At 41.9% G+C, this 15,940-nt stretch carries 19 protein-coding genes; 4 read left to right on the top strand and 15 right to left on the bottom strand.

The window, feature by feature from the left end; genetic code table 11:
* The first annotated feature begins 240 nt into the window (after positions 1-240).
* The 3 genes from V6669_RS12285 to V6669_RS12275 are packed head-to-tail and all read left to right on the top strand — an operon-like array spanning position 241 to position 4,605.
* Positions 241-2,052, top strand: a complete 1,812-nt coding sequence (locus V6669_RS12285; protein ID WP_338594004.1) for a sensor histidine kinase — start codon at positions 241-243, stop codon at positions 2,050-2,052.
* 5 nt (positions 2,053-2,057) lie between these two features.
* Entirely contained in the window at positions 2,058-3,647 is a 1,590-nt protein-coding gene (locus V6669_RS12280) for a response regulator (protein ID WP_338594917.1), read from the top strand.
* Complete coding sequence (locus tag V6669_RS12275; protein WP_338594002.1) at positions 3,640-4,605, top strand: substrate-binding domain-containing protein; 966 nt, start codon at positions 3,640-3,642, stop codon at positions 4,603-4,605. Before V6669_RS12280 ends, V6669_RS12275 begins: the two co-directional genes overlap by 8 nt.
* A gap of 452 nt (positions 4,606-5,057) precedes the next feature.
* Here the strand turns inward: V6669_RS12275 and V6669_RS12270 are convergent, their stop codons facing one another.
* The 6 genes from V6669_RS12270 to V6669_RS12245 all read right to left on the bottom strand — a co-directional run bounded on the left by V6669_RS12270 (position 5,058) and on the right by V6669_RS12245 (position 9,240).
* Positions 5,058-5,582 carry a GNAT family protein gene (locus V6669_RS12270; RefSeq protein ID WP_338594000.1) on the bottom strand — a complete coding sequence of 175 codons (525 nt, stop codon included), beginning with the start codon at positions 5,580-5,582 and terminating at the stop codon, positions 5,058-5,060.
* A gap of 38 nt (positions 5,583-5,620) precedes the next feature.
* On the bottom strand, positions 5,621-5,944 hold the full coding sequence (locus V6669_RS12265) for a hypothetical protein (RefSeq protein ID WP_338593999.1): 324 nt from the start codon (positions 5,942-5,944) through the stop codon (positions 5,621-5,623).
* Between the two features lie 45 nt (positions 5,945-5,989).
* The gene (locus V6669_RS12260; protein WP_338593997.1) at positions 5,990-6,436 is read right to left on the bottom strand and encodes a GNAT family N-acetyltransferase; all 447 of its coding nucleotides are present in this window, start codon (positions 6,434-6,436) and stop codon (positions 5,990-5,992) included.
* Positions 6,437-6,618: 182 nt separating this feature from the next.
* Positions 6,619-7,557 carry a hypothetical protein gene (locus V6669_RS12255; RefSeq protein ID WP_338593996.1) on the bottom strand — a complete coding sequence of 313 codons (939 nt, stop codon included), beginning with the start codon at positions 7,555-7,557 and terminating at the stop codon, positions 6,619-6,621.
* A 34-nt stretch (positions 7,558-7,591) separates the two neighbouring features.
* On the bottom strand, positions 7,592-8,419 hold the full coding sequence (locus V6669_RS12250) for a methyltransferase domain-containing protein (protein WP_338593994.1): 828 nt from the start codon (positions 8,417-8,419) through the stop codon (positions 7,592-7,594).
* A 44-nt stretch (positions 8,420-8,463) separates the two neighbouring features.
* Entirely contained in the window at positions 8,464-9,240 is a 777-nt protein-coding gene (locus V6669_RS12245) for a class I SAM-dependent methyltransferase (RefSeq protein WP_338593992.1), read from the bottom strand.
* A 156-nt stretch (positions 9,241-9,396) separates the two neighbouring features.
* On the opposite strand from V6669_RS12245, the gene V6669_RS12240 reads away from it, so the two are divergent.
* Positions 9,397-9,846, top strand: coding sequence for a DUF1569 domain-containing protein (locus V6669_RS12240; protein WP_338593991.1), 450 nt, complete (start codon positions 9,397-9,399; stop codon positions 9,844-9,846).
* A 14-nt stretch (positions 9,847-9,860) separates the two neighbouring features.
* Here V6669_RS12240 and V6669_RS12235 read toward each other — a convergent pair whose 3' ends face one another.
* From V6669_RS12235 to V6669_RS12195, 9 genes are all read right to left on the bottom strand, one after another.
* A complete protein-coding gene (locus V6669_RS12235; RefSeq protein WP_338593990.1) occupies positions 9,861-10,442 on the bottom strand; it encodes an HAD-IA family hydrolase in 582 nt (193 codons plus the stop codon).
* A 49-nt stretch (positions 10,443-10,491) separates the two neighbouring features.
* A complete protein-coding gene (locus V6669_RS12230; protein WP_338593989.1) occupies positions 10,492-11,427 on the bottom strand; it encodes an acetamidase/formamidase family protein in 936 nt (311 codons plus the stop codon).
* An 84-nt stretch (positions 11,428-11,511) separates the two neighbouring features.
* On the bottom strand, positions 11,512-11,991 hold the full coding sequence (locus tag V6669_RS12225; protein WP_338593987.1) for a DinB family protein: 480 nt from the start codon (positions 11,989-11,991) through the stop codon (positions 11,512-11,514).
* Positions 11,992-12,025: 34 nt separating this feature from the next.
* The gene (locus V6669_RS12220) at positions 12,026-12,829 is read right to left on the bottom strand and encodes an AAC(3) family N-acetyltransferase (RefSeq protein ID WP_338593985.1); all 804 of its coding nucleotides are present in this window, start codon (positions 12,827-12,829) and stop codon (positions 12,026-12,028) included.
* Positions 12,830-12,963: 134 nt separating this feature from the next.
* Positions 12,964-13,437, bottom strand: a complete 474-nt coding sequence (locus tag V6669_RS12215; RefSeq protein WP_338594915.1) for a DUF5662 family protein — start codon at positions 13,435-13,437, stop codon at positions 12,964-12,966.
* A 5-nt stretch (positions 13,438-13,442) separates the two neighbouring features.
* Positions 13,443-13,952 carry an AAA family ATPase gene (locus V6669_RS12210; protein WP_338593983.1) on the bottom strand — a complete coding sequence of 170 codons (510 nt, stop codon included), beginning with the start codon at positions 13,950-13,952 and terminating at the stop codon, positions 13,443-13,445.
* A gap of 54 nt (positions 13,953-14,006) precedes the next feature.
* Positions 14,007-14,489: a DinB family protein gene (locus tag V6669_RS12205; RefSeq protein ID WP_338593982.1), complete on the bottom strand. Its 483-nt coding sequence runs from the start codon at positions 14,487-14,489 to the stop codon at positions 14,007-14,009.
* Positions 14,486-15,214 (bottom strand): metallophosphoesterase family protein, encoded by a 729-nt coding sequence (locus V6669_RS12200; RefSeq protein WP_338593980.1) that lies wholly within the window; start codon positions 15,212-15,214, stop codon positions 14,486-14,488. The genes V6669_RS12205 and V6669_RS12200 overlap by 4 nt, the downstream gene beginning before the upstream one ends.
* A 34-nt stretch (positions 15,215-15,248) precedes the next feature.
* Positions 15,249-15,902, bottom strand: a complete 654-nt coding sequence (locus V6669_RS12195; RefSeq protein WP_338593978.1) for a DUF4367 domain-containing protein — start codon at positions 15,900-15,902, stop codon at positions 15,249-15,251.
* Positions 15,903-15,940: the final 38 nt, after the last annotated feature.

Below are 15,940 nucleotides of genomic sequence, written 5' to 3'. Positions count from 1 at the left end.
GTGATCCTCCCTTTTTTCGTTTCACCTTATGGTGTGACCACATTATAGAACGCTTTCATTCCGAGCTTATATGGAGTCTCATACTTTATTTATGTAATAATTTAGTAATTTCAAAAAATGGAGTCTAAAAAGTGTAATTTCTTTGTTTAATCGTGTAGTATTTAGCGATTCTCTTATATATTAGAAAATCATGTTATACTAATGATACATTTTTGATCCCTTCAGATGGAGTGGAATACGTTGAAACTCATTCAATGGATTGCTTCAAGCCTCAGGCTTAAATTACTCAGCATGTTTATCATCCTCAGTTCAGTGCCACTGATCGTGGTTGGATTGATTTCTTACCACAAATCCTATACGGTCGTATCCAATCATAATAAGGCCTCGACACAGCTGGTTGCCGACCAGCTTGCCAGGAACATTGACATCTTGTTTGAGGATACGGAACGGCTGCTCGAACTGGGCAAGAACCCGCAAGTGCTTCAATACCTGTATTCTCAATCGGAGTCCTACCCGGAAGCCAAAGCCATCCTTCAGACATACAATCTTTATCGGGAAACCTACAAGTATGACAAGGTACTTAATATCTCGTTCGTGAATTTCTATGGAAAAGGCATAAGTGAACGAAAAGGCGTGTTCAAGCTGGAACGAAATCCGCTGCGTAACCCGTACTTCAAGTATCTGATACAGTATCCGGATGCCATTCTGCGCATCCCTCATTCTGCAGCCTATGCGGAATATAACAGGCTGGATGGGTTTGCTTACCCTAAACAGAATGCGCTTTCAATTATAACCACGGTCAAAGAGCGAATTACACATGAGGTCATCGGGTTCATAGTGATTGATTTGAATGATTCGTTCATTGATGATTTTTTGACGAATACCCCCATTAAGGATTCCGGTTTTTTCTATATTAGTGATCAATACGGAAATACACTCTTCAGGCCGGATGTCACCCCGGCATCCATAACCATGATGGATCAGATCCGATCGGTCCCTTTACATCTACAGCACGACAGCTTTATCCTGTCTGCAGGATCCAAGCCCCAGTTTGTTGTATACAGCACCTCAAAACAGACCGGATGGAAAATGATCGGGGTAGCTCCTTATCAGGAAATCATTGCAGAGGCCAATAGCATTCGCCAATTGATCATCATTACGGTTTTGTTAAGTGCTTTCTTTGCGATATCGTTATATTTTTTCCTGAATAATCGACTGATTCTTCCCATCCGGATTCTGATGAACAAGATGCGTAAAGCTGCAAACGGTTACTTGGAAGCCAAAGTCACACCACACGGCTCGGACGAAATTGCTGATCTGGGCAAAAGCTTCAACGTGATGCTGGATAAGCTCAAAACACTAATTGAAAAGAGCATTCGAGAGAATGAACAGGTGAAAATAGCTGAACTACGTACGCTGCAAGCTCAGATCAACCCTCATTTCCTCTATAACACGTTGGAATCCATCCTATGGATGGCTGAAGCAGAGAAAAAAGAAAATGTAATCAAACTTGTGCAGGCCCTCTCGAAGTTCTTTCGTTTGAGTCTGAATAAAGGATTCGACTGGGTATCCATTCAAACCGAGCTTGAACATGCGCGGAGTTACTTGGTTATTCAACAGATGAGGTACCACGATATTCTCACCTACGAGATCAGCGTTGATCGTGAGCTTCAGGATTATCCCATTTTGAAAATGACGCTACAGCCCCTGATTGAAAACGCGCTCTACCATGGGATCAAGAACAAACGCGGTCAAGGGCTAATATCCATACACGGATATGTAGAGGACAATAGCATCATTCTCACCGTACAGGACAACGGAATTGGCATGTCTGCGGATCGATTGGCACAATTACGTGAAGAGCTGGAGAAGCCGGCCGGTTCCCGTTCACCCCAAGATGACGAGCAGGAAGGCGGATTCGGTCTGCTCAATGTACATCACCGGATTCGACTCTATTTTGGACCAGCTTATGGCGTTGAAATGAAAAGTACCTATATGGAAGGCAGCACATTTATGATTCGTATCCCCAAAAGCAAGGAGGTTAACCGTTGAAAAAGGTGATGATTGTGGATGACGAAATTGGAATTCGGGAGAATATACGGAGCTGCATCGATTGGGAAAAGGAAGGTTTTCACTATTGCGGGGATGCACCCGACGGCGAGCTTGCATTACCACTAATTCATGAATGGGCTCCGGATATTCTGATTACGGATATCAAAATGCCATTTATGAACGGATTGGAACTGACCTCCATCGTTCGCACTCAACAACCTGATATCAAAATCATTATCATGAGCGGTCATGATGAATTCAGTTATGCCCAGGAGGCTATCCGACTTGGTGTGACCGAGTACTGTCTAAAGCCCATTAGTGCAGCAGAGCTAATCCAAATGCTTCATAAGGTCAGCAAACAAATGGATGAAGAACATCAACGCATGACAAACCGAACGATCACCAAAGAAAAACTGCTGGCCGATCTGTGCGGAGGACTCATCGGTACAACCGATGCGATTGAATCAGCCAAACTACTCTCACTTCCACTCTCGGCCCGGTATTATACAATTGTCATTATCGACGTTCGATTAACAGATGACTCCCGGGACCCGGAATCCCTGATGAAGAAGCTGCTTCCCTTACTGGAGGAAACTCGTGATCCCCACGTTGAACTTCTTCCTTATATTCGAAGCCGGACCGAGTTGGTGCTTCTGCTCAAGTATCACTCCGATGACAGCATATCCGTATATCTGGAGCAGCTTCGCGGGCGGGTTCGTATGGAGCTTGAGCATACGTTCAAATGTAATATTATTCTGGGCATTGGCAGTCAACAGGAGCGGCTGCAAGGAATTCATGTCTCGTATCTGGAAGCGGAGGAGGATAAATATATTAATCGACTCACCCTTCAGAACAGAGCTTCTCTACATGACATTAACCTGGATGAGCAAACGACTCTTTTTCTCGACAGGAATTCGTTTCTTGAATTTCTCAAAATCGGCAGCCCCAATCAGCTTGACCATTTTGTGCAGGAGTTTGCCGCTCCATTACAGTCCTTCGACTGGAAGTCCTCCTCGTATGGCTTCTATCTGTTGAATGATCTTACGCTGGAGTCGTTTCGGCTCGCGAATCAGTTGTTCCGCATGAGTGACCATTCGGATGAGAACATTACTTCCCTACAACAGACGATTCGGAAGATTACGTGCTGGGAGGATTGCACCCAATATCTGTGCTCCCTGCTTAACTTGTTATGGCAGAGAAGAGCAGCATGCTCCGGAAAATACAGTGATGTCATTGATCAGGTGAAAGCTTATGTATCCCGTGAATACAATAACGAACAGGTCTCGTTGAAGATGATTTCTGCACACGTCAGAATCAGTCCAAGTCATTTAAGCAAGATTTTCAGTCAAGAAACTGGTCAAACGATAACGGAGTATCTAACCCAGATTCGAATCGGTAAAGCCAAAGAGCTGCTGAAAACAACCAACAACAAAACCTTTGAGATTGCTTACAAAGTTGGTTACAACGATTCTCACTATTTTTCTAATATATTCAAGAAAACAACAGGTTTTACGCCAAGAGAATACCGCACTCAAGGAACCGAGGAATCGCAGGCCAGATCATCAGACATGAGAAAAGAGCCGATGTATGAATAAAGCCAGATTTGCACTTTTACTTACACTAATACTGCTGTTCCCGATGACCGTTTCATCCGGTTCGGCACACATTCGCCCACAGCAGATGGCTGCAACACTTCCTGCGACTTCACCTGTAGAGAAATCTACAGCGAGCAAAACTTTCGGTATTATTTATCCAATGACGTATCCAACCTATGAGATGATCACGAAGGATGCAACGGAGTATGCAGGGAAACACAATATCACGTTAATTGTAAACGCACCTGATGAAGCCAACACCGAACAGCAGATCCGTATCATGGAGAATATGATCAAACAGCATGTGGACGGAATCGCTATATCGCCTGTGGATGCTGCTGCACTTACCCCCGTTATTGATGCAGCCCAAGCTGCGGGTATTCCGGTCATTACATTTGAGTCAGATGTTCCATCCAGTCACCGAATCGCTTATGTGGGCGCCGATAACTATCGTACCGGCCAGCAATTCGCGATGACAACTACAAGACTTCTGCATAATCAAGGCATGATTCTTGTCGAGAATGGTTTGGAGGAGATGCAAGGTTTGCAGCAGCGGCTTAATGGATTCATTGATTATATCCGCAGTGAAACAGACATCGAAATCTTGGAAGTTCGTTATCATCAAGGGAATGAAGATCAAGCCATGTCCGATATGGAGAACATGATTCAAGCTCACCCTCACTTCAATGCGATTATCGGGCTCGATTTTGTTTCTGTCTCTGCTTCTACCCTGATCTGGAAAGCAAAAGGCCTTAACCGGCATTTAATCGCGTTCGGTGATAGCCCGACTAGTGAAAACGGGTTGCTCAACGGTCAATTGTCTGCTGTCATTTCTCAGAATGAAGGAGTCTGGGGTGCCAAAATGATGGAGACCCTGTTACTCGCTAGCGACAGTGTGCCTGTGAAGGAATTTATTGATACGGGGATCATTGAAATAAACCAGGAAGCAATTAATTAAGGGGATGTCCTCCTGTCATTCTGATGACAGGAGGACATCCCCTTTTAAATTTTCGTACACGTAGTTATTACATCCGTTTATCGAAGGGTTTCTCATGAAAGATGACCTTTTTCTGAGAGTTGCTCATATCTACCCTTTACGTTTAAGCTTCATAATGAGCCGATCCAGGATGAACCCCACTCCGCCCCAAAAAATCAAATGTAACAAGTATATTAACGGCCTGAACAATGAGTTCGTCTCTGGATTTGTATTTATTTTGGTCAACCAGTCATTCAGCAATGGATTTATAGGATTCGTTAGGTAAATCAGAATATTCTTATCATCATTTCCTGATAGATTAATGAAACATACGGTTAGCGAGAAAATAACAAACCAAAAAGTCAGCTTTTTCAGTATGCTCAGCATGACGAGTGGGAGAACCTCCTTTCAAGTATATGATCCCTTTTGAGAAGTTATTTTTTCCATTCGTTTTCTAGAATGCTCATCTCAATAAGATTCCAGAAGGTATCTTCATATCTTCTCGCATCACGAATAAGTCCTTCTTGTACAAAGCCCGCTTTTTCATAACATCGGATGGCTGAGACATTAAAATCAAATACGCCCAGACTGATCCGGTGTAACTTCTCCTCTTCAAATCCAATTCGAAGTGCCTCATCGATCATTTGCTTTCCATAGCCTTTACCCTGATATGGCTTGCCAAGAAGCACCTTACCGATACGCCCTGAACGATTATATCGATCGATACCGCCAAGAGCAATATGGCCTACAATCTCCTGGGTCGATTCATCCATCACTTTATAAATGAACTTATTTGAAGTGTTTTTATCATTCGCACCATGCAAATAATCCGATAGCTGTTCTCTGGAAAGTGGATAGTGGAACTGAGGGCCGGCCCACTGGAGCAGAAATGCTTCATCCCCACTCCACTCGATTAGTTGTTCAAAATCTTCCGGTTCAAAGTATTGGAATGTAATCATATCAATCTGCCCTTTCTTTTTTTATGTCATATCATAACCTATTTCAGTTCTCTTGTGTCGTCATAATTATGAGTTTCATCAAACGCTTTGTTTCTTATATTCATTTCACGGATGGAGTTCTGAACCCAATTCATTCTGGCTAATAAACAGATAACTCCACCCAAAATGCATATCGCACCTATCCAATAATTCAGTTCAAAATTCACTTGATAATCACTCGGAGTATAACTGCCAGCTGCTGCTGACTGGAATGCTGCATACCCTAGTTTGGGAATCACCTCTTCAATCATTTTAGAGATCGTAATAATCACAATGCCTAACATGATAAAGAGTAATGAGAAAATAATGTGTACATGCTTCAAAGACAAGCTACCTCCTTTACAATCCAAATTGCGTGTGTTTTGGCACTACTTGCATCTTAGAAGCCGAATAAACTCGCCATCAATCAGCCCTTCACTTACTCTCTGAAAACCAAGTGATTCATACAAATTCCCGGCGATACTATTTTCCGGCCTATGTCCAATCATGATGCGTTTGCAGTTCAGCGATTCTTTCATTAGATCAATCAACTTCCTAAGCGCTTCTCTTCCATAACCTCTGCCCTGATATTTTGTATCTACCATTAGAGCAAGGAGCCAGTAGTTATCCTCATGATCCGGCTGATCTGAGTACACAGCAAAACCAACCAGATCCGAATCATAATAGATGGCCATGGGTCGAAAATCGGTCACCACCTTGGATTCAGCAATCCAATATACAACCGGCGCGGGAAAACTTTTTTTCTGTTCTTCCGTTACATTCAGTTGAGTACATGCATACCAGTTATCCACCGACACACGTTTTAAATGAATCATAAATTGAAATTCCTCCTCGTGAAGATTACACAGAGGAATCCCTCTGAACCCTTCCTTGGGTCCTCTGCGCTAGACAAACACACCTCTGGCAACTTTATTTCTTCTACTCAGATTCGTATTGTTTCTCATATGACATCACTCCTTTCACGTTGTTGTGCAAACTTCTCCCAACTTCAGTTAATTTATGCTAAACCTTTGATCTCTAATAGTTCAGGAGTATGTGTCACAAGGTCAGCTATTTCATAAGATGCATTAACTGCTAATGCATCTTTAACTGCCTCAGTCCCTCTTGTCTTCCATATCGAATATATCCATTTGGAAAAACCATATGAATTCATGTGGTGACCACGTTCCTGTATCTGCATAAACAATTTCACACTTTCCTCATACCTTTCAATATCCGTTAAAATACAGGCCAAATTGTTCAACGCAATGTTGATATCTCTCTGCGAATTTCTAGAGACATTAATATCCTCCCAGCTACCGACCACTTCATCTTTTCTTGAAATAGGCATTGCTCCATCATTGATTTCATCAATCAAGTCCATCGTTTCGTTTACAAGAGCTTCGACTCCAGCAAAATCCCCGGCATGATACAGATAGGCCAGACGCTGTTTGTTGTATGTAATCCGGGCAAAAAGAATATTGGACCATGTCTCATCTTCTTGTATAAGCTGGTTCATATTTTCAAGCACACTGTCCATTTCACTGTATCTCTCCAAAACCCAAAGCGAACCACCCAAAGCTCGATGGCTCTCGAATCGAACACCTCGGTTGGTATCCACCTTCGGGGCATGATCACAAGCATATTGGTACCAATCCATCCAATGATCAAAGTAGTTCCCCAGAGATAATGACAACGCTTGTGTTGAATCCGAAACGATCCAGTGTAACTGCTCCGGAGCGAGATTTTCTTTCCCCCATTCGAAGAATTCCCGGTGATTGGTATAAAGCGGTTCCGGCTCTCTTAACAAGGCATAACCATCTGAAACATTCCAGTAGACCCAGCCCTGTTCATTAACAGATAATGGTCTGGATTGTTCATAGTTTTTCAGTAACTCAATCATACCCTGATGATCCCCTCGAACTACTAATTCCTGAAAAGATTGAACGATATTCATCCCCATCCTCCGTCCCTAATTAGTTTCAACCCAGCTATGTCAATGGCTTCGTGCCGCAAGCTGTAATGAAATTCATCATGGCATAGGCTTCCGGCGAATGATTTATCGCTTCAGAAGCTTGTTGCAGCTGAGCAAATTCCTCCGAACTGATCACACCTTTTTCAGCAAAATGTACAAAACGATTAAGATTAAACTGCTGCTTAAACCCTTCAATGCCTAATAGATCACTATGTTGAAGGACAGAATCAATGTCAACATCGATGTATCCGTTCCCAGAAAGGAGACGCGGCAGACTTCTGCCAATTAAGCGATTACCGCCGTGTTGTGCCACATAGTCCGAAATTTTCATTAATACCGTATGCAAAGCAGGAACATCAGGATTCACCGCTCCAAAAACGCCGTCATCCACATCAATAATGGCAAGACGGCCGCCAGGCTTCAGTACACGATATATCTCTTGTGCAGCTTCGTCAGGATTGTTCAAATGAAGAAAGATAAGTCTTGCCACGACAAAATCAAAAGAATCATCAGGCAGATCCATCTGGTAGATGGAAGATTCTACAAATTGTAATCGCGTGGAAGGAATATCTTTCAGCCGTTCTTTGGCTTGTGCTTGCAGTGAATGATCAATCTCAAGCGAGGTAAGCTCGCTTTCTGGCAGACTGTTCAATAGTTGCTCTGTAATGTAACCCGGTCCGCTTCCGACCTCCAATACACGCATTCCATTTTTCAAACCATACCATTCTAGATTTCGGAACTCTTTGGGCCACCCCATTACCGCTTGCATCTTTAACCTCTCTAATTCCTCTTGTAAACTTAAAACTGCCGTTTGGATACTGTATGTTGAACGCGGATCACTCATATATTCCCTCCTGTTCTTAAGTAGATTAATGAAAACATATATTCTTAGACCTTTTTCTTCCCTAGAAAAAGAGCAACCTTATGTTGTTTCTCTATCGTTCCACCTGCAATCTCTATGGAATCTTTGACTCGCTCCAGAAGTGAGCGCCGAACATCCTCAGCCAGCTGTTGATGCTTCGAATTTGTATTTAATAAAGCGACATATTCTTCGCTAGAGCAAGTCTGTATCCAGTTATACTCCTTAACCTCAATATCCGTGAACAAGCCGGATTTTTCTGTTATTTCTTTACGCTCCTGGATAACTTCATCTGGCGAAGGATAGTGAGAATCATCCAGATGAGGGGCTAATGCTATGTAGTGTGAACGAATTTCATTGTGCAGCTGGTCATAGACCGGCACATGAACTGTCCAGAAAAGTCCAATGCCGCCTATATTCTCTAGCAATTCCCAAGCTCGGCGGTAACCAACCTCTGGATCAATGAAGTGAAAGGCCGTTCCGGACACAACCAATTGAAATCGCTTTCCTTCGTTATTCCAGTTCTCAAAGGAAGTGTTGATTACTTGAATCGATGGATATGACTTGAATTTGTCTGCGGTGAACTGTGCCAAGTTGCTGCCTAATTCAATACACGTGATGTTAGTATAATCCTTGCTCACCAATCCGCCAGTGGCCTGCCCCGTTCCGCAGCCAATCTCTAGAATGGAATCCTCTTTATTAAGATTCAGGTATGTAAAAATATCATCAAACATTTCACTCGGATAGACGGGTCTATATCGTTCATATTCATGTGTTACGAGATTAAACGTTTCCTTATTTTCCATTTCAGTAGCCCCCATTTCAATTATGATTTTCCCATAATACATTGACTAAACTTACCATATCTTATTATTCTTGATAGTAAGAGGATAAACCTTTCAATAAGAGAATGAGGATCGTTTAAGTTCAAATTTTATATTCTAGAGGACTGGGGTGTTCTTGTGAAAAGTATATTTGATACGATAAATGCTGCTGAAATTACAGAGCGCATGGATCAACTTAGTGAAAATCACATCCCTAAATGGGGCACGATGCAGGTCTCTCAGATGCTGGCTCACTGTTCAGCATTTCATGATATCCCCTTAGGAAATGCTTTTCCACCTAGAGGATTACTTGGGAGACTTATAGGACGGTTCGCAAAACCAATGTTCTATAATGACAAGCCCTTGCCCCATAATATGTCTACGATCCCGACAATCATTATTGATGACCAACGACAGTTTATGGCAGAAAAAGAAAAGCTTAAGCAGCAGATTAATATCTTTCAACAAGGTGCTTCAGAAAAATTCTCCCGCCACCCCCATCCCTTCTTCGGAAAATTAACAGCCGAGCAATGGGGTAAAGGCATATACAAACATTTAGATCATCATCTCAAGCAATTTGGAGTTTAGCGGTTATGTACCGTCTAAATTAGCAATGACTCAACTTCATTAACCCAATCTCCTTCTTCGTCAGCCAGTAAAGTCTTCCAACCGAGTAGACTAGCAGAATGCATATTCTTCTCCTGATCATCTATAAATAGAACCTCTTCTCCAGCTGCCAGGAAGGTTTCGACCCGTTGGTATATCTCAATCTCAGGTTTGCATAAACCCACTTGATTAGAGATGGTTACACTTTTGGTAAATGAGCTTAAACGGCTCAGATTCGGCTCAATCCATTCCTTACAATGATTGCTGAGCAGATGGATATCGGCGGACTCACTCCATCGCTCAAGGTATTGAGCGGCTGGTAAGGGAACAATTGAATTGTATAAGATGTCTTTCGCTCGGCTTATTGATAATTCGGGATACATCTCCTTCAACGATTGCCAGAACTCTTCTTCCCTCATCATTCCTGTCCAGAGCTTTCGTTTGATTCCTGCAAAATGTACTTTCAAAGATTCTGCGGATAGGTTGGTTTCCTGAATCATATCTTTCCAGCACGTCAGCGACATATTACTTAACAAAACACCTGCGATATCTAAAACGATCTGTGGCCTGCCTTTCATTTTATCGACCCCCAAAGTTCATCTAATACGACGTATAACAGGCCTCAAGTTACTTAAAAGCATCATGTGGAAGGACAGCATGCACACCCTTCACTCCATTCACAATTTGGGTGATACGCAGGTCAATTACCGCGCTTCCAAGTGCAATCGCTTCCACTCGATCTAGTCCGTACAACTCACCCATCAGATTTAACATGCCGTCTAATGCTTGAACGGTAGCCTCATTCAAATCTTCATGAAAACCGAAGGTAAGCCAGCCTGACGGCGTATGTGCTCGAGGATTGGTCAAAATCATATCATCAATCACGTTGATCGTGATATCGACAAGCTCCATTGGACATTCAATGGCCTGACAGCTGACTTCACCGTCTCCCTGCCGTGCATGACCATCACCAATAACGAGATAACCTCCGTCTACGGGGATAGGTAAGTATAATTTACTTCCCTGCACCAGTTCCTTGCAGTCGATGTTCCCTCCACAATAGCGAGGTGGCCAAGTCGTATGAATCCCACCTGACTCTGGCGGCATGCCCACTACACCCATAAACGGCGAGAGAGATACAGTGAAGGACTTTCCTTTTACTTCACAGCTTCCACTCATCGTTCGGCGATCAAGTGTCCAGTTCAGCGATAGTTCTTCAACCTCTGTTAGATGTAACTTCTGGTTCTGCCAGTTCGGATATCCGCCAGCGGAAGTAAACCCGTAACTCCCGGGCACGATCTCATTGAAAACAATCTCCAACGTCTGTCCTTGCTTCGCCTCATCGATATAGATCGGACCGATTAAGGCATGACCTCCATCTTTTTCACCTTGTCGATCAAAAGGTTTCATGCGTTCTGCATAACTCACACCCGTGCCCCAGCCCGCATCCAGCGTCTGAAAACGAATGGAATCACCAGATTTCACGCTCAAAATGGGGGTTACCTCATTTGTAAATGAACCAATAAGATTTTCCTGAGTTAATTCAATCTTATGAGTACTCACTACAATCCCTCCCTAATTTGGAATACGTATTATCAAAGCAAGCAACATGCTCTATTCCGTGTCGCCCCCTGCCTACTAACCCCTTTACGCTTCAAGGTTGGCAAGATATTTCTTCAACGGTTCCATATGATGCTGGTCATGCCATATAAAATCTTTAAGGTATTGGGGAATATAAAATACGTTCCTCTCTGCGTCCAAATACGTCTGATGAAGCTGTTCCTCCGATAACCCTCGAATGTCATTCATAATTTTATGGCGGTACGTGATAGCCTTGTTTACGATTTCGGACGTCTCTGTGCGGTTACCAAATTCAATAGCTTTGCGATTAAACTCTTCAAAATTCATATGTTTCAACGTAATTGGCTGCTTCAGAGCAATCTTCTCAATCGCTTCCTTGTAAAAATATCGGTCCCATAACATGATATGACTGACGGTGGATTTTATCGTCCATTTCCCTTCTTCCATGCTGGAATTCCAGGTCTTCTCTTCAAGATGATTCATCGTCTTGACAAACCAAGCCCATTCTTCAAAAGTTTGAAGCAAATGTTCAATCTCTTTGGTCATGATTACATTTCCCCTTCTTTCTTTTTGAGATGATTCACTGCTCTATATGTTCTCTTCTGTTCCTATTCATCCATCCCAAAGAATAATCAACCATCTCTCTTTGGGGTATCAGATAACTCACAGCTTCCCCTACCATTCCTTCGGTAACAGCGTTAGTCTGGATCTTAAACTCATTAAAAATCAATTCAAAATCATCCGATTCATTGTTAATATCATCGTATGTAGTCCATTTCTCAAGTCCATCCAACAGCATTTTTACTCCCCAAACTTTTGGCTTAACAAATGAATTCTGCTGTTTATATTCGGCCAGGTGCAAGGAGGTGTTACTATTTGTAGGCGCACCAAGTAACAGAATGTATCCACTCAAATCATAGATTTTTCCTAACGGAGATTTCTCATTTAATGCATAATGCAAGTTGTGATCTTCTATTATCCGTTTGGCCTCTTTCCCCCAGGCAGCAAAAGACATGTGCGGATGTGAGCTTCGAAACACACCATCTTGCTTCCGAAACACCTCAGGAATGATGCCCATATACGAGGTTGGGGTTAAATCAGGATAATAAATAGGCATATTGTCTTTGATGAACTCAATTTCCTCTGAGGACAGGTTCGCGTCATGCTCTGAAGGTTCACAAAGATGTTCTGTTTGAGTGGGCATGACAATGGTTCCATTGGTTGCAACGGCTTCTTCCAGAGCTAAAATAACACTTACCGGGCCACCTATAACCTTACCTATTGCTTTGAAGGAGGAATGAACGATTATCGTCATGCCCTTCTTAACACCTAAGCCTCTTAAATCATTAATGAGCGTACTTTTTGTAATTCCAGCTGTTATCATATGAACTTTTCATCCCATGCTGTATTGATAATTCCCAGTCTAACATTCCATTCTTTCAGCATTTTTCGTTTTACGGCAGCCCGCTCTCCTATGGCCAATTCCAAAAACCGCATATCATTTTGGGTCATCATTATTCACCTCTCTAATAAGTACTGCATAAGCGCTTCTCTCGTCATTGGATGCAGAATAACATCTTCCGAGTTTATCATTCGTTCTACCAGATTAGAATCTTTCACTTTACGTCCCCATTTTCTTGAAAAAGACCTCCAATCACATACCATTTCTATAAAATATTTTTTTGGCATAGGCAAAGCTTCTTTTGTAGTTCTGTTTACAATCCAATACTCCCAATGATGTTTATTATGATTCTGGTGATGTAACCATGCGTTCTTCCATCTTAGATGGGTTTCTTCATTCTTTTGTTCTGAATAAAAATGAATTGCATAGGGAATAAATTCTTGCGGAAAGAACTTGGATATATCATGAATTAGACCTTGCACATACAGACCTTCTTGCCAACATTCGATCAGCACGTTCAATTTATGCTCAACAACATATAGAAAATACCTCCAGTATGCGGAACGAATGGTCACCAACTCCCATAGCATTGTGTTTAGAGCAGTGCTCCAATAATCATCTCGGCACATTCTTCAGGTGTATGTACACTCGTATCCACCGAGAAACTATACTGAATGTCGGAAGCCATGATTTGATGCTGCTCATCCGATTGCTCTTCTCTTCTATCCCCACGTTCAATGTTCCTCTGACGGCAGATGTCGAGGGGGCAATATAACTCAACGATATCCAGTGGATACCCTTCAAAAATCTGTTTGACTTGTTCATAATGCGGCACGAGCTCTGGTCTTTCCACAAGAATGCCATCGATCAGAACATGCTTTCCATGGTCTGAAAATACTTTTGCCGTATGATACATCATTACAATCGCTTCACTCAGATACTTCCAGTAATCCGTCTGAAGATGTTTATCACCAATCGTATTTTCAAATAAATCATTAGCCACAACATAGAAAAACGGATCATCGTATGATTGCATCGCCTCTACAATTGAAGTTTTACCAGAGCTGGTTACACCGTTCAAAAATATAATTTTGCCTTTTTCCATGATGTTCATCTTCCTTTGCTTAAGTGTAATTTTATAAATGTAATACAGCATGTACTACGTGTGTTTCATTGATTTTTTGAGCAGCATGATCTGGCCAATATGATAGGCATTATGAATACATAGATTTGATACAACTCCCCACCATGGCGCGTTGAAATAGGAAGGGATTTCACGGGTCAATTTATGTTCTTCGCTATCTTCAAGTGCCCTGTTCCAATCACCAAAGACGGTTTTTAGTCTATGTAATGTCTTGCCCCACTCCACATCATTCAAGTTAGACAGATCTATGTCGAATGTATCCTCATTATTCACTGAATGCTGCCCGTCGACCTGTTCGGCAATATATCTCTCAAGCCACTTCTCATTCCAGAAAATAAGATGATTGACAATCGCCCAAATGGAATGCTCCCCCTCATTCTTTACATAAGCGGCCTCCGCCGCATTGAGGTCTGTCAAAATATCATGAAGCGGTATAAACCAGCTCTTGTCATGATAACAGGCATTTAATTGGTCTATGAGAATAGTTTTGTAACTCATCGTTGCACCTCACTCAGATTAAACTTTGAATCAAAAGTTACGTAAGAACCATTTTGGTAAATCAAGCCATTCAGTTGCATTCCATAGGCACATCCACCATCAATTCCTATTTTATCTTCACCAAACCAAACATCCGCAGATCCATGAATGTCTATCGTAGTTGTATGTCCAAAGACGATCTTTTTTTGTAGATTGGTGAACGTATGATGAATAAATTTATCTTTGATATACATAAAATCATGATCTGGTTGTTTCCACCATTCTATGTAATCAGGGTTTAATCCGGCATGAACGTAAATATGAGTTTTATCCTCGTGGAACAGAGGTAATGTACTCAAAAAATCAATATGATGACCGTAATCCATTTTTATTCTCTCTCTTGCTTGGTCCAACATTTCATCAGAAATTTCGCCGTCAATATTACAATAACTCTGAAGTGTTTGAATACCGCCGTGTTCAATAAACTTCGCTTTAATTATAGAACTTCCCTCATTCACAAAATCAACTAACCGTTGGTCGTGATTACCTCTTAATGCAATCGCACGATGTTCATTCACTAATTTAATCACCTTATTAACGACCTCTTTGCTGTTGGGACCTCGATCTACGTAGTCTCCAAGCAGAATTAGTTCATCATTTTTGGGAATGTAATTGATATCATGCAATAACTGATTAAATGGATCAATACAGCCATGAATATCGCTAATCATTATCGTCCGATTCATAGAAACTCCTTTTAGAACAGTTATAATATAAAATTTATCCGTTCATTGACTTCGCAATCTTCATCACAAGATCTTCTGACATGTTTCTGCCAATGATCTCGTATTGCAGCGCCTTCCCATGCACATCCTCTTCGATCCATATCAATTGGGAAGTTTCATTATCGAAAATATAAAATGCTTGGACGCCACGTATGGCTGTTTCCTTAACCGTAGTACCACCATGATCAGGCAATGCGATCCGGCTCTTTGTTGTCCCGAAAATATTAAGTTTATAACCACCGTATTCTTTATACGTAATGCTGATGCCCACAACCTTCTTATTGGGCTTCAGGTCTCGTATCACTACATTTCTGCCTGACCTGTTACTTTCTTCAATCATTTCATCGATTTCTTGCGGAGTTAAATTATCAAATCCATAAAATACATGAATGGCATCTATATCAGAATCAATCGGAAATTTCGGCTGCCATGGAGAGTAATGCCGATGCAATCGTTCCAAACCGTCCTCCCATGGAATGGGTGCATAATTGGTCTGTTGCGTGAATTGATTTTCTATAACATCTGCGGTGTAAATCGCCTTCCCGTCACCAGGCTTTAAGTTAATAACGATTCGGTCAATCGCATTATCGCGTAAGGATTCAATTTGAATTTTTCCAAGCACATCTCCGCTTTTGTTTTTGATATCCATTGATCTTCACTCCTTTGTTTTCAAAAATACCTTTCTGA

Source organism: Paenibacillus sp. Y5S-9, assembly GCF_036894235.1.
In the GTDB taxonomy this organism is placed as follows: Bacteria; Bacillota; Bacilli; order Paenibacillales; family Paenibacillaceae; genus Paenibacillus.
This window is presented reverse-complemented; position numbering and strand designations above follow the sequence as displayed.

What these genes read in the sequence shown, in the direction of transcription:
- V6669_RS12275 (WP_338594002.1), top strand. Translation starts at nt 3,640, where the DNA reads ATGAATAAAGCCAGATTTGCACTTTTACTTACACTAATACTGCTGTTC.
- V6669_RS12270 (WP_338594000.1), bottom strand. Translation starts at nt 5,582, where the DNA reads ATGATTACATTCCAATACTTTGAACCGGAAGATTTTGAACAACTAATC.
- V6669_RS12260 (WP_338593997.1), bottom strand. Translation starts at nt 6,436, where the DNA reads ATGATTCATTTAAAACGTGTGTCGGTGGATAACTGGTATGCATGTACT.
- V6669_RS12255 (WP_338593996.1), bottom strand. Translation starts at nt 7,557, where the DNA reads ATGAATATCGTTCAATCTTTTCAGGAATTAGTAGTTCGAGGGGATCAT.
- V6669_RS12250 (WP_338593994.1), bottom strand. Translation starts at nt 8,419, where the DNA reads ATGAGTGATCCGCGTTCAACATACAGTATCCAAACGGCAGTTTTAAGT.
- V6669_RS12245 (WP_338593992.1), bottom strand. Translation starts at nt 9,240, where the DNA reads ATGGAAAATAAGGAAACGTTTAATCTCGTAACACATGAATATGAACGA.
- V6669_RS12235 (WP_338593990.1), bottom strand. Translation starts at nt 10,442, where the DNA reads ATGAAAGGCAGGCCACAGATCGTTTTAGATATCGCAGGTGTTTTGTTA.
- V6669_RS12225 (WP_338593987.1), bottom strand. Translation starts at nt 11,991, where the DNA reads ATGACCAAAGAGATTGAACATTTGCTTCAAACTTTTGAAGAATGGGCT.
- V6669_RS12220 (WP_338593985.1), bottom strand. Translation starts at nt 12,829, where the DNA reads ATGATAACAGCTGGAATTACAAAAAGTACGCTCATTAATGATTTAAGA.
- V6669_RS12215 (WP_338594915.1), bottom strand. Translation starts at nt 13,437, where the DNA reads ATGCTATGGGAGTTGGTGACCATTCGTTCCGCATACTGGAGGTATTTT.
- V6669_RS12210 (WP_338593983.1), bottom strand. Translation starts at nt 13,952, where the DNA reads ATGGAAAAAGGCAAAATTATATTTTTGAACGGTGTAACCAGCTCTGGT.
- V6669_RS12205 (WP_338593982.1), bottom strand. Translation starts at nt 14,489, where the DNA reads ATGAGTTACAAAACTATTCTCATAGACCAATTAAATGCCTGTTATCAT.
- V6669_RS12200 (WP_338593980.1), bottom strand. Translation starts at nt 15,214, where the DNA reads ATGAATCGGACGATAATGATTAGCGATATTCATGGCTGTATTGATCCA.
- V6669_RS12195 (WP_338593978.1), bottom strand. Translation starts at nt 15,902, where the DNA reads ATGGATATCAAAAACAAAAGCGGAGATGTGCTTGGAAAAATTCAAATT.